This window comes from Brevibacterium sp. CBA3109, from assembly GCF_040256645.1.
GTDB classification, from domain to species: Bacteria; Actinomycetota; Actinomycetes; order Actinomycetales; family Brevibacteriaceae; genus Brevibacterium; species Brevibacterium koreense.
Window position 1 is genome coordinate 2,491,918 of the sequence record NZ_CP158281.1, and the last position, 12,513, is coordinate 2,504,430.

At 63.7% G+C, this 12,513-nt stretch carries 10 protein-coding genes and 1 pseudogene; 8 read left to right on the plus strand and 3 right to left on the minus strand.

Annotated elements, in window-relative coordinates; translation table 11 throughout:
• Nucleotides 1-163 precede the first annotated feature (163 nt).
• On the minus strand, nt 164-1,783 hold the full coding sequence (locus AAFP32_RS11410) for a hypothetical protein (RefSeq protein WP_350269239.1): 1,620 nt from the start codon (nt 1,781-1,783) through the stop codon (nt 164-166).
• Between the two features lie 205 nt (nt 1,784-1,988).
• On the opposite strand from AAFP32_RS11410, the gene orn reads away from it, so the two are divergent.
• From orn to AAFP32_RS11425, 3 genes are all read left to right on the plus strand, one after another.
• Nucleotides 1,989-2,558, plus strand: coding sequence for an oligoribonuclease (gene orn, locus AAFP32_RS11415; protein ID WP_350271492.1), 570 nt, complete (start codon nt 1,989-1,991; stop codon nt 2,556-2,558).
• A gap of 85 nt (nt 2,559-2,643) precedes the next feature.
• Nucleotides 2,644-3,051 (plus strand): ArsR/SmtB family transcription factor, encoded by a 408-nt coding sequence (locus AAFP32_RS11420; protein ID WP_101619616.1) that lies wholly within the window; start codon nt 2,644-2,646, stop codon nt 3,049-3,051.
• On the plus strand, nt 3,048-4,739 hold the full coding sequence (locus tag AAFP32_RS11425) for a SulP family inorganic anion transporter (RefSeq protein ID WP_350269240.1): 1,692 nt from the start codon (nt 3,048-3,050) through the stop codon (nt 4,737-4,739). The genes AAFP32_RS11420 and AAFP32_RS11425 overlap by 4 nt, the downstream gene beginning before the upstream one ends.
• 65 nt (nt 4,740-4,804) lie before the next feature.
• On the opposite strand, the gene AAFP32_RS11430 is transcribed toward AAFP32_RS11425, so the two are convergent.
• Both AAFP32_RS11430 and AAFP32_RS11435 read right to left on the minus strand, forming a co-directional pair.
• Nucleotides 4,805-5,725, minus strand: a complete 921-nt coding sequence (locus AAFP32_RS11430; protein WP_350269241.1) for an SCO6745 family protein — start codon at nt 5,723-5,725, stop codon at nt 4,805-4,807.
• 36 nt (nt 5,726-5,761) lie between these two features.
• Nucleotides 5,762-6,574, minus strand: a complete 813-nt coding sequence (locus AAFP32_RS11435; protein ID WP_350269242.1) for a FadR/GntR family transcriptional regulator — start codon at nt 6,572-6,574, stop codon at nt 5,762-5,764.
• Nucleotides 6,575-6,794: 220 nt separating this feature from the next.
• On the opposite strand from AAFP32_RS11435, the pseudogene AAFP32_RS11440 reads away from it, so the two are divergent.
• The 5 genes and pseudogenes from AAFP32_RS11440 to nhaA form a co-directional block, all read left to right on the plus strand.
• Nucleotides 6,795-7,484, plus strand: a pseudogene (locus AAFP32_RS11440) ((Fe-S)-binding protein); the annotation flags it as partial.
• 302 nt (nt 7,485-7,786) lie between these two features.
• Nucleotides 7,787-9,337, plus strand: coding sequence for a lactate utilization protein B (locus AAFP32_RS11445; protein WP_350269243.1), 1,551 nt, complete (start codon nt 7,787-7,789; stop codon nt 9,335-9,337).
• Complete coding sequence (locus AAFP32_RS11450; RefSeq protein ID WP_350269244.1) at nt 9,334-10,101, plus strand: LutC/YkgG family protein; 768 nt, start codon at nt 9,334-9,336, stop codon at nt 10,099-10,101. The genes AAFP32_RS11445 and AAFP32_RS11450 overlap by 4 nt, the downstream gene beginning before the upstream one ends.
• Before the next feature lie 49 nt (nt 10,102-10,150).
• Nucleotides 10,151-10,879, plus strand: coding sequence for a DUF2993 domain-containing protein (locus AAFP32_RS11455; protein WP_350269245.1), 729 nt, complete (start codon nt 10,151-10,153; stop codon nt 10,877-10,879).
• A 332-nt stretch (nt 10,880-11,211) separates the two neighbouring features.
• Nucleotides 11,212-12,489, plus strand: a complete 1,278-nt coding sequence (gene nhaA / locus AAFP32_RS11460) for a Na+/H+ antiporter NhaA (RefSeq protein ID WP_350269246.1) — start codon at nt 11,212-11,214, stop codon at nt 12,487-12,489.
• Nucleotides 12,490-12,513 lie beyond the last annotated feature (24 nt).

A 12,513-nucleotide genomic window follows, 5' to 3' on the forward strand; every position in this document is an offset into this window, starting at 1 on the left:
CGGGAAATGCGAATTCGTACGGTGCGCGTCCGTCGGGAACTCTACAGTGCTGACGGCCGTCGGGAACTCCGACGGTGCTGATGACATCCAGCATAGAACGTATCAACACCGCCGGGCCTGCGACTATTTCAGACTGCGGACCTGCCGATCACTTCAGTGCCGACTATTTCAGCTCGGCTCCGCTGAGAGTCTCCAGTCCGCCGATGAGGCGAACCTTGCCATCTTTGGGAACCAGGAACGTCAGAACCTGAGTTGTCTTCGTCGTCACCGGCTTCTGGGTGCTGTCGGAGCCGGTCAGCTCCTTCTGCGGTGTGGACAGAGTCAGGGTTCCGGTGCGTCCGTCTACGGATTCCGGAGAGATCGTGGACTCAGCCTCGATGACTCCGGTGACGACAGCAGCATCTCCGGCAGTCCCCTGCGCGACGATCTCCTTGCCGGGGGTGTACTTGTAGCTGACCTCGGCCTTGCCGTCTTCGGCGCTCTTCTTCTGCGCCGCCTGGTTCTTCCAGATCGACTTCGAGAAGTCATCGGACTCGAACTTCTTCGCTTCCTTCGAGTCCTGTCCCGAGCCCAGTGCCTTAGCGTAGTCGGAGACTGCCTTCTCCGGGGTCGTCACAAAGTCCTTGGTCTTGGGATCAAGGAGTGCCGATCCCTGCCTGGAGTCGGGGATATCCGGAAGTTTGGTGCCCGGGACCAGCTGGGTCTGTGACCACAGCTTGTAATCGGAGCGCGGATCTTCCTGGGTCAGGACGAGGAGCTGGGTGTCATTGCCCGCCGAGGTGATGAGGCTGGTCATGCGCGGCCAGGAATCGGTGGCCGCGCTGTAGTTGACGACGACCTTCTCATTGGCCACTGCCGGCGGCAGCTTCTGCTTCTCGACCTTCTTCTTCACCTTGTAGGCGGCCTCCCGCTGCTGCAGAGCAGGCCCTGTCGCTCGCTTCTCCAGCTCGGAGTCGTCGGTCTTCTTGTCGGCGGCCTTGATGTCTTCGGCCACGGAGTCGAGGATCCGTTTGGCCTGGTCGTCGTTGACGCCGGCTACCGCAGAGCTCGGGGCTTCCGAGGGCTCCGGCTTAGGCAGCTCTTCAGGCCCACAGGCGCTCAGGGCCAGTACTGGCACGATCGCGAAGGCGGTGCCGAATTCTGCCAGCTTGCGGCGGCGTTCCTGGCGGGCCGTGCGTCGGTTCTTCTCCTTCTTCGCGCTGTTGCGGTTGAAGAAGAGAACGACGATGCCGCCGACGAACAGTGCCCCGCCGATGATCATCAGGGGAATGGCCCAGGGGGTCTCGGCATGGTTGGGCCAAGAGATTGTCACGGTCTTGACGTCGCCTGGTTCACCGCTGCCAGCGATGAGGAAACCTGTCCGGTTCGCGTCCTCTGTCCAGTCGAGCTTGACCGAGTCTGTTCCGGTGACTTCCGAGGTCCAGAGGTCGGCACCGGCTGGGCTGGGCATTTTGGAATCGCCGTTATCGGACTTCACGGTCAGTCCACCATCGGCGGCCAGTCCGGTCACGCGTGCGACTGGGGAGTTCCCGGCCCAGGCGTCGACGTTTTCGATCGGGGCTTGGGCGATCGTCAGGTCGCCAGAGCCCTTGGCCTCGAGTGTCGCGGGGGTTTCGTAGAGATTGAGCATTCCGGGGTCGACGACGACGGCCGGTGTGTCTGCATCGATCTCTGTGGTCGCGGTGATCTGGTCGTCCGGCGCCCACAGGGTCTTCTGCAGAATTCCGAGGCCTCCGACAACGACACCCACCACCATGAGAATCACAGCAAGTGTGTAGCGCACGTACGAACCCTTCCCTCAACAAAGTCTCTTCTGGTCCCACGTTGGCCCGTGGGACAGTCCAAGTTTAAGTCACTGCGCGCGTATTGCTTTTGTGCGTCTACTCAGCGTGTGTCGGTGCGCACAGCCTAAGGAGATGCTCAGAGGCCTCGCTCTGCTTTAAGCTGGGCTGGTGAGCAACGACAAAATTGTGTGGATCGACTGTGAAATGACCGGCCTCGACGAAGTCAGGGACGAGCTCATCGAAGTGGCGGCTGTGATCACCGACTTCGACCTCAACCCCCTCGACGAGGGCATCGACATCGTCATCAAACCCTCCGCTGGGGCGCTGGAGAACATGAATGACTTCGTCACCCAGATGCATACGAGTTCCGGCCTCATCACCGAACTCGATGCGGGAACGACGGTCGCCGATGCGCAGACCCAGGTGCTCGAATACATCAAGCAGCATGTCCCGGAGTCGGGCAAAGCACCGCTGGGCGGAAACTCCGTGGGCACCGACAAGGTGTTCCTCACAAAGCAGATGCCCGAGCTTGTCGACCACCTCCACTATCGGATCATCGACGTCTCCTCGATCAAGGAACTGAGCAAGCAGTGGTTCCCCCGCGCCTATTTCCAGTCCCCGGAGAAGCACGGCGGTCACCGCGCCCTCGGCGACATCCTCGACTCGATCGTGGAACTCCAGTACTACCGCAAGGCCGTCTTCTCAGCTGAGGGACCAACGTCCGAAGAGGCGAAGTCCATCGCCGCCGAGGTGAGCTCACACATCTCCCGCTGAGTCAGGAGCGCAAGACTCCCGCAAGCAACAAAGAGAACCGTGCAATGCACGGTTTTCTTCATTCATATGAAATGATGATTTCATCATGCCACTAAATCACGTACAGCGGCCTCTGTATGAGGTCAAAGCGAACCTATTCAAAGGCTTGGCCCACCCCTACCGGATTCGGATCCTCGAGCTCCTCGCCGGTGCTGCGGAAGTCAGTGTCACCGATCTGCAGGCCGAGACCGGGCTCGAAGCCTCCCATCTGTCCCAGCACCTTGCCGTGCTGCGCCGACACCGCCTGGTCGAATCCGAGCGTCGGGCCAGTCATGTCTTCTATCGCCTGGCCGATCGGCGCACCGCCGAACTGCTCTCCGTGGCCAGGTCGCTGCTGCTGTCGATGCTCGAAGACGACGGCGGCCGCTTGGCCCAGGCCCAGACGCTGCCGCAGATTCCAGGCGGTCCTGCGACTGTGGACACCGCCGCGACCACGCGCGAGCCCGCATCATGAGTTCGCCAACGACCACCTCGGCGGCCCTGATCGGCGCACTCAGACGGGTACGTGCTCTGCTGCCAGGAGTCTCCGACTACGGCGAGACGCGGCGTTCGTGGCCCAAGGACCTCCTCGCCGGCGTCACCGTCGGCATCGTCGCACTGCCGCTGGCACTCGGCTTCGGTGTGAGCTCAGGACTCACCGCGGAACAGGGCCTGATCACTGCGATCGTGGCGGGAGTCCTCGCTGCGATCTTCGGTGGCTCGCATGTGCAGATCTCGGGACCGACCGGTGCCATGGCGGTCGTGCTCGTGCCCATCGTCGCCACTCAAGGCGCCGAGGCGGTGGTGGCGGTGACGCTCATCGCCGGGATCATCGTCGTGGCGGCCGGACTGCTGCGTCTGGGGCGTGCAGTCTCATTCATCCCCTGGCCCGTGATCGAGGGATTCACTCTGGGAATCGCGGCCATCATCTTCTTGCAGCAGGTCCCGTTCGTCACCACACCGGGAGACTCGAAGCCTGGTGAGCACAGCACGAATGCACTCGTCGCGGCCGGTCATCTCATCGGCGAGGTCGACTGGTCCTACCTGCCCTATTCGCTTGCTGCGGTTGCAATCGTCGCCGTATGCATGATCTTCGCACCGAAGATCCACTCCTCGATCCCGGGTTCACTGGTCGGCATCGTCATCGTCACGGTCCTCGCCGCGCTTGTGCCCAATCCCCTCGCGAGCATCGGAGAGATTCCACGCTCGCTGCCTCTGCCCTCTGTTCCTGCCATCGACCTCGGGGCCATCGGTGGGCTGCTGCCGGCTGCGGGGACGATCGCCGCGCTGGCCGCCATCGAATCGCTGCTCTCGGCCCGGGTGGCCTCCTCCATGTCGGATGCCGGCGCCTACCATCCCGATCGGGAGCTGGTCGGGCAGGGGATCGCCTCCATCGGCTCCTCACTCTTCGGCGGCATGCCTGCGACCGGCGCGATCGCTCGCACTTCGGTCAACATCCGTGCCGGCGGTCGCACCAGGCTGGCATCGATTGTCCACGCCCTGGTCCTGTTGGCCATCGTCCTCGCGGCGGCCGCTCCGGTGAGCCAGATTCCCCTCGCGGCTCTGGGCGGGGTCCTCTTCGTCACCGCGGTGCGAATGGTTCATCTGAACACCGTGCGCGCCATCATGCGTTCGACGCGTTCCGATGCCGCCGGCTTCGTCGTCACCGCGCTGATCACGATTTCCTTCGACCTCATCATCGCGGTCGGAATCGGAATGGTGGTGGCCGCGGCCTTCGCGCTGCGCAACCTGTCCCGGGCGACCGGAGTGACGATCGAAGAGGTCTCTGCCGAGGGTTCCGCCCACCCCGGCGATGACTCGATCTCGATCGTGCGCTTCGATGGGCCGCTGTTCTTCGCCTCATCCGACCGGGTCTTCGACGAAGTCATGGAACTCGACGGGATCGTCGTAGTGATCCTGCGGATGTCCCAGCTCGAGCTCGTCGACGCCTCCGGTGCACGCATCCTCGCCGAGGTGGTACGCACCTTCGAACGCCGGGGAATCACGGTTCTCATCAAGGGGGTCAAGGACTCCCACGTCGAACTGTTCCGCCACGTCGGTGTGCTCGGTGCGCTCAGGGACAAGAGGCATCTCTTCGATGATCTGCCCAGCGCGATCGAGCATGCCCGCTCACACGTGGAGCGGGCATCGGCTCGACCCTGAGCCGACGCTGAGGCTCAGCTGGTCGTAGCGCCCAGCTGGTCTTTACCTTCCGTTGGTCTTGACGCTCAGCTGGTCTTTTTGGCCGGCTGGGCGAAGACCGTGGCGGGGAAGGCTCCCGACTGGGCCAGCACCTTGATCAGGCTGCGGCTCGGAGACACGAGTGCCTCGATCTCCTCATCGCTCAGTGCCGACCAGGCCGCGGCCACCGTGCCGTCGGTGAGCTGCTCGACCTGTTCCTTGAGATCGCGGCCCGCGTCGGTGATGGCTGGCAGGTCGAAGCCACGTTCGTCCGCACCGACCGTGATGAGACCGGCCTCGGCCAGGCGCGACTGTGCGCTCTTCCATTCCTCGTCGGTGAATCCACGAGTCTTCTGGGCCGCACGCGGCTTGAACGAAGCACCTGTGGCGACGTCGAGCATGAGCGCGTCGATCCCGGGAACGCCTGCTGTCACCAGCGCGGCCACATGTCCGTCACCGCGGAACTCTCGGGCAATGGTCGCCACCGCCCACAGCTGCTCGAACGCGGTGTTCGGTGTATGTGCGGTGAGCGCGTCCGCGGTTGCCTGGGCCAATGCCCGACCCGAGAAGTCCATGTTCGCCAGCACCGGCGTCATGGCTGTGGCCAACTCCGTGGCCGCCTCCGTGAGCAGGGCGATGTCCTCTCGGGATTCGAAGAGTTCGGCCATGAAGACCCCCACCGCATCGAAGCGAGCCTGCACCATGGTCTCCGGTGAGACCTTGTCCCACAGCTTCGGGAACTGGGTTGAGAGGAAGGCATGTGAGTAGTTGTAGTAGGCGGCGCTGACCACCCCGGCATTCACGCGGCCCAATGGAGCAGATCGTGCCGCCAGGGTCGCTTCGACTCCTGGTTCGACTCCGTGCTTGGCATACTCCTGCCCCACGGTCTCGGAGAAGTACATTGCCGAGTGGAATGAGTTGAGACGCGAGGAGACGGTCCTGATGTTCTGTGTGCGCTGAGAGTTCATGGTTCCAATCCTATGGTCAGGTGCATGTTGCCTTGGTCACGTTCCCGCCGCGTCGATGCCGGTGGTCCTGGCAAACCAGTGGATATGGGCCGCGCATTCACGCCGAGCACGGTCAGCATCGCCGGCCAGAATGCTGTCGAGAAGACCGGCGTGTTGCTTCGTGAGCTCGGTTTGCACCCAGGTCCAGTCTTCAGTCGCGGCGGCCGCGGAGGAGACATAGTCAACAATGCTGCTCGACAGTGAGGCGAGGATGATGTCGGTGACCGGGTTGCCTGCTGCAGCACACAGCTCACGATGGAATCTGGCATCGAGATCGTGGAAGCTCTCCTTGACGACGCCGGGTTCGCGCATCCTGGCCAGAAGCTCTTCAGCCCTCTTGAGGTGGATGTCGCCGAGGCCGGGAATGCGTGCCGCCGACATCCCGACACCCGCTGGATCTTCGACGTCAGTCGATTCCTCGGCGTCGGCCGACTTTTCGACACCGGCCGACTTCGCAGCGGCGACAGCCTCTGCGGCGGTGGCGACCGCATCGGATTCGAGGACGACTCGAGTCGTCAGCACATCTGCGGGGGCGATGTGTCGGGCCGAGACGTGCAGCTTCAATGCCCGTGACAAGCCGACCGAGGGCTCGGAGACGATGACCGATCCGGCGCCTGGCCCCGATCCGACGCCGGAGCGGATGAGGCCGACAGCATCGAGGATGCGAATGGCCTCACGCACACTGGATCGGGACACGGCGAAGCGCTCAGCCAGGGCCCGCTCCCCCGGCAGACGGTCACCCAGGGTGAGGGAGCCATCGAGGAATGCACACTCGATTCCGGCAAGGACTATTTCATAAGCCTTATTCATCGTAATTGCCTTTTCGCCGTCCTGGAGTCCGCTCGAAGGCCCGGCATCTGCGCGGTGTCAACGTCATCAGCTCTGAGGTCTTTGCGGGAACTTCCCCCTATGGTATGGTCTGACCACATTTGTGACAAGAACCACTTCCGTCGCATTCGATCGACCTCCACCAGAGGCCATGCCCCGGATCCGATTCTTGGCACTGCAGGCAACTCGGCTTGGAGGTCAGATGAAGATTGCACTGTTCGCCACGTGCATCGTCGATGCCATGTACCCGGAGGTCGCCCAGGCGACCGTGACGATTCTGCGCAGGCTGGGACATCAGGTGATCTTCCCCGAGGGGCAATCCTGTTGCGGTCAGATGCACATCAACTCCGGCAAATTCGCGCAGGCCGAACCGGTCATCGCCAACCACGTTCGGGCCTTCACCGATACCGAATGGGACGTCGCCGTCGCCCCTTCCGCCTCCTGTGTGGCCTCCCTGGGACACCAGCAGCCCATGGTCGCCAGCCGGATGGGCAACGATGCCCTGGCCTCGGAAGCCGCCGAGGTGGCCGGACGCACCTATGAACTCTCCCAGTTCCTCACCGATGTCCAAGGCGTCACGGATGCCGCAGCGGACCTCGGATCGTATTTCCCCCACCGCGTGACCTACCATCCCTCGTGCCACGGGATGCGGCTGCTGCGTCTTGGTGATCGGCAGAGTGACCTGCTGCGCTCCGTTGAGGGAATCGACTTCGTCGAACTGCCCTTGGCTGATTCCTGCTGCGGCTTCGGAGGGACGTTCTCGGTGAAGAACCCGGAGGTCTCCTCCGCGATGCTCGCCGACAAGATCCGGACCGTCCAGTCAACCGGCGCCGAGGTGTGCACCGGCGGAGACGCGTCCTGCCTCCTGCACATGGGCGGCGGAATGTCCCGCTTCCAACGCACCGGGAGCTTCGAGGGCGCCCCCGACGTCACGGCCGTGCATGTGAAGCACACGAGCTCAAATGACCCCAGCGATGACAATACCGATCACCTCACAGCTGTCGTCGGCGCCGGTGACGACGATCATCTGAAGTCGAGCGGACACAGCACCCGCCCGACGGAACCGAGCCCGGTCCAGTCGGGCCTGAGAGTCGGGCAGTCCACAGTCCACCTGGCTCGGATCCTCGCTTCGACCAAGGAGGACCCATTGCGTGTCCAAAGTGAAGGAGCAACCGTGAGTGGAGGGAGTCTGCGATGACCTTTCTGGGAATGCCGCTGCTGCGGTCCACGCGCCACGACCATGAGATCCCCGGCGGGCAGGGCAATATCGTCGAAGACGAGTCCTTCGCGAAGGTCTCACACCAGCATCTGTCGAACCAACAGCTGCGCGACAACATCGGCCATGCCACTGCCTCGATCCGCGACAAACGCTCCGAGGTCGTGGCCGAACTCGATGATTGGGAAGCCCTGCGCGAAGCGGGTTCACGTGCCAAGAACCAGGTGATGGAGAACCTGCCCGAATATCTGGCGCAGTTCGAAGAGAAGTTCACCGCTGCCGGAGGAATTATCCACTGGGCACGGGATGCCGACGAGGCCAACGCCATCGTCACCGAACTCGTCGAAGCCAACGCTCCTGTGCTTGAGAACGGGCGCCGTGAGGTGATCAAGGTCAAATCGATGGCGACCCAGGAGATCGGGCTCAACGAGCACCTCGAAACCCAGGACATCGATGCCTTCGAAACCGACCTGGCAGAGCTCATCGTCCAGCTCGGCGACGATAAGCCCAGCCACATCCTCGTTCCCGCCATCCACCGCAACCGCGACGAGATCCGCGAGATCTTCATGGAGAAGATGCCCGACGCCGGTGAGCTGACGAACGAGCCCGCCGTCCTCGCCGAGGCGGCCCGACGACATCTGCGCCACAAGTTCCTGACCACGAAGGTCGCGATCTCCGGAGCGAACTTCGGCATCGCCGACACCGGGACACTCGGCGTCGTCGAATCGGAGGGCAACGGCCGCATGTGCCTGACCCTGCCGGAGACCCTGATCACGGTGATGGGCATCGAGAAGCTGCTGCCCAGCTTCGACGATCTCGAGGTCTTCCTGCAGCTGCTGCCCCGGTCATCGACCGGAGAGCGGATGAACCCCTACACCTCTTTCTGGACCGGCAAGACTCCCGGCGACGGCCCGCAGAACGTCCACCTCGTCCTCCTCGACAACGGACGCACCCGCGCCCTGGCCGACGAGCACGGGCGCACGGCACTCAACTGCATCCGCTGCTCGGCGTGCATGAACGTCTGCCCCATCTATGAGCGCACCGGCGGACACGCCTACGGATCGACCTACCCAGGGCCGATCGGCGCGATCCTCTCACCGCTGATGACCGGTATCGAAGTCGAAGAGAACGGCTCACTGCCCTACGCCTCAAGCCTGTGCGGAGCCTGCTACGACGTGTGCCCGGTCAAGATCAACATTCCCGAGATCCTCGTCCACCTGCGCAATGAGGACGTCAAAGCCAACCACTCCCCCGTCTCTTCCCAACTCGACACCGCGCTCACCGGTGCGTCGTGGATGATGGGCGACGGCAAGCGGATGGCAGCGGCCGAATCCGGTCTGCCCCTCGCCCACAAGGTCACCGGTGGAAATCAGATCAACTCGTTGCCTGGCATCGCGGGAGCCTGGACCTCGAGCCGTGACATTCCCGGGCTGCCGGAGAAGAGCTTCAGAGCGATGTGGGCCGAAGATGAGGCCCGCTCCGAGGAAGAGGTCCGTGCAGAGGAAGAGGAAGAGGACGACGAGAAATGACGGACACCGCACGCGAAGAGATCCTTGGCCGCATCAATCAGGCCCTCGGTCGCCGAGGTGGGGGCGAGTACGTCTCATCCGCCTCCGGGACCGTACCCGCCGCTTCACCCTCAGCTGCCGCGGGGTCCAGGACCGGCGCGGGCCACGGCACGGATGAGAACACAGATGACGCCGATTCGAGGACTCCCGCAGCCGGCGGGGGCATGGTCAATCAGAGCGCGGACTATCTGCGCACCGGCACACACTCCGGTGAGGACCTCATCGCACTCCTCATCGACCGGCTTGAGGACTACAAGGCCAACGTCCACCGTGTCAGCGGTGACCCTGCCGCGACCATCGCAGGACTCCTCGAGTCGGGGTCGAACATCGTCGTGCCCCGCGGACTCGACGAGTCCTGGCTGCAGGAGTTCTCCGGTGAGATCTCCGTCGATGCTCCCGGTCAGGAGCTGAGCATTCCCGAACTCGACGCACAGGCGGCGGTGGTGACCGCCTCGGCGGTGGCGATCGCGCAGACCGGAACCATCGTCCTCGACGGGTCTCCGGGGTGCGGGAGAAGGGCGATCACGCTGGTGCCCGATCATCACGTGTGTGTCGTCCGCGTCGCCGACGTCGTCGATATCGTCCCTGAAGGGATCGCGCGGCTGACTCCGGAGGCGGCGCTGACGTTCATCTCCGGTCCCTCGGCGACAAGCGATATCGAACTCAAACGCGTCGAGGGGGTCCACGGTCCGCGTACCCTCGACGTGGTCATCGTCGAAGAGTGAGCCGGCCCCACGGCGACACGGGCAATCGCAGTACGCGACAATGGTGCCCATGACGACGGCTCGAACTCTGGAGTACCCGCACGAACCACCTCGGCGAAGGAAGCGTCGCACGAAACTCATCATGACCGCGATCATCATCGTGGTCACGCTGCTCATCGGCTTCATCGCCGCCGACCGGGTCGTCGACTTCACCACCGAGTCGAAGATCGCGTCGAGCCTCGAGCCCTACGGCGATGCCGATGTCAACGTCGAGGGCTTCCCCGTGCTGACGCAGATGGCCAGCGGAAAGCTCAACACCGTCCATGTCACTGCTGATCAGGCGCAGTATGAGAACGTCGATTTCACCGACGTCGATGCGAAGCTCTTCGACGTTCCCACCGACACCTCGCGACCGATCGGCACGGTTGAGGCGAGCGCGGTGATTCCGCTGGCGACGATCGACGCTCTGGCCACCGAACATGCCTCGCTGCCCAGCGGCATGTCGTTCACCACGATCGACGGCGGGCTCTACCTCAAGGGCTCACTGCTCGGACAGGATCTGCTCATCGGCATCGACCCGAAGGCAGAGTCGCGGCGGGTCGTGGTCAGTGCCACGACGATCAGACTCGGATCCGCTGAGGTCGACATCGACTCGATCCCCTCGTTTCTGACCTCGTCGATCTCAGATATCGTCATCGACCTCGACTTCCTGCCCGCCGGCCTGGAACTCACGGACATCAAGGCCACCGATGCCGGCCTGGCGATCAGCCTCCACGGCACCGGCGTCTCGCTGGGCTGAGGTGTGAACGTCGTTAGCTGACCCGCGGCCCCGTCGGAACATTCCGAGATCGCGTAGACTGACGGTGATGACTCCCACGATGCCCGACGACGTATTCACACCGAAGGTGTGGGTTCTTGGGCACTCAGGCACAAATGGGTACATCACCTCGTGGGGACCGATGATGTCGGGCACAGCTCCACTTCTGGCCGGAGACCACCTCCGGCCCATACTCTGAGCAGACCGTCATGAGCACGACCGCCTCGGCGCTCGATCACTGACTGTTCGCTCAGAGCACCCGCACACGTTTCGGGCCGGAGAAACACATCTTCCGGCAACGAAATGGACCCATCGTGACTTCATCATCTCCAGCGACCGCGACCACCAGCGGATTTCGCCTATTCACGTCCCTGCGCAAGGACACCGTGGGCGGCGGACTCCTCGTCCTCGCCGCCCTCACTGCTCTCATCTGGGCGAACTCTCCGCTCGCGGACTCATACTTCGCTCTCAGAGACGTCGAGGTCGGCATCGCTGCCTGGCACCTGCAGCTGAGTCTGGGAACCTGGGCCGCCGACGGTCTGCTGGCGATCTTCTTCTTCCTCGTCGGAGTGGAGCTGAAGACCGAATTCACCCACGGGGATCTGCGCAGCTTCCGCACAGCCATCGTCCCGATCACTGCCGCCGCAGGCGGGGTCATCGTCCCCGCCCTCATCTACACGGCGCTCATGGTCTCCCACCCGGAGCTGCTGCGCGGATGGGCGATACCCACCGCAACGGACATCGCGTTCGCCGTCGCGATCCTCGCGATCGTCGGCTCCCACCTGCCCAAGTCGCTGCGTATCTTCCTCCTCACCCTCGCCGCCGTCGATGATCTGCTGGCGATCGGCATCATCGCCGTCTTCTACACCGAGACCATCACCCTCTTCCCCCTCCTGGCAGCTGTTGCGGTCATCATCGTCTACGGACTCATCGCCTCCCGGTTCAGAACATTCTTCGTCGATAAAGCCTGGGCGGCGTGGGTCATCCTGCTGCCGCTGGGACTCATCGCCTGGGCGCTCATGCACTCCTCCGGTGTCCATGCGACGATCGCGGGTGTGCTGCTCGGGTTCACCATCCCCGCCCTGGCACGCAGGCGGAAGGGAGATCAGGGTCTCAGGCCCAACCTCGCCGAGGTGATCGAACACCGCCTGCGCCCACTGTCCGCGGGATTCGCGGTCCCCGTGTTCGCCTTCTTCGCCGCCGGTGTCGCCGTGGGCGGACTCGAGGGTCTGGCCACGGCGTTCAGGCAACCGCTGACCTTTGCGATCATGGCGGCCCTGATCGTGGGCAAACCGTTGGGGATCCTGACCTCGACGTGGCTGGTCACCCGCTTCACGTCGGCTGGACTGGACCAGAGCCTGAAGTGGCCCGATCTGGCCGGGGTGGGCCTGCTCGCAGGAATCGGGTTCACGGTCTCCCTCCTCGTCGCCGAACTCAGCTTCACCCCCGGCTCCCCTGAACACGAGCATGCGAAGGTCGCGATCCTCAGCGCCTCGGTCATCGCCGCCCTGCTGGCATCGGTGGTCTTGGGCGGCAGGAACCGCCGGTACCGCAAGGCAGAGAACGCTACCCTGGGTGTGGGCCAGGCCTGACGCACCACGGCAGACACATTTCAC

What these genes read in the sequence shown, in the direction of transcription:
- orn (WP_350271492.1), top strand. Translation starts at nt 1,989, where the DNA reads ATGACCGGCCTCGACGAAGTCAGGGACGAGCTCATCGAAGTGGCGGCT.
- AAFP32_RS11420 (WP_101619616.1), top strand. Translation starts at nt 2,644, where the DNA reads ATGCCACTAAATCACGTACAGCGGCCTCTGTATGAGGTCAAAGCGAAC.
- AAFP32_RS11425 (WP_350269240.1), top strand. Translation starts at nt 3,048, where the DNA reads ATGAGTTCGCCAACGACCACCTCGGCGGCCCTGATCGGCGCACTCAGA.
- AAFP32_RS11430 (WP_350269241.1), bottom strand. Translation starts at nt 5,725, where the DNA reads ATGAACTCTCAGCGCACACAGAACATCAGGACCGTCTCCTCGCGTCTC.
- AAFP32_RS11435 (WP_350269242.1), bottom strand. Translation starts at nt 6,574, where the DNA reads ATGAATAAGGCTTATGAAATAGTCCTTGCCGGAATCGAGTGTGCATTC.
- AAFP32_RS11445 (WP_350269243.1), top strand. Translation starts at nt 7,787, where the DNA reads ATGACCTTTCTGGGAATGCCGCTGCTGCGGTCCACGCGCCACGACCAT.
- AAFP32_RS11450 (WP_350269244.1), top strand. Translation starts at nt 9,334, where the DNA reads ATGACGGACACCGCACGCGAAGAGATCCTTGGCCGCATCAATCAGGCC.
- AAFP32_RS11455 (WP_350269245.1), top strand. Translation starts at nt 10,151, where the DNA reads ATGACGACGGCTCGAACTCTGGAGTACCCGCACGAACCACCTCGGCGA.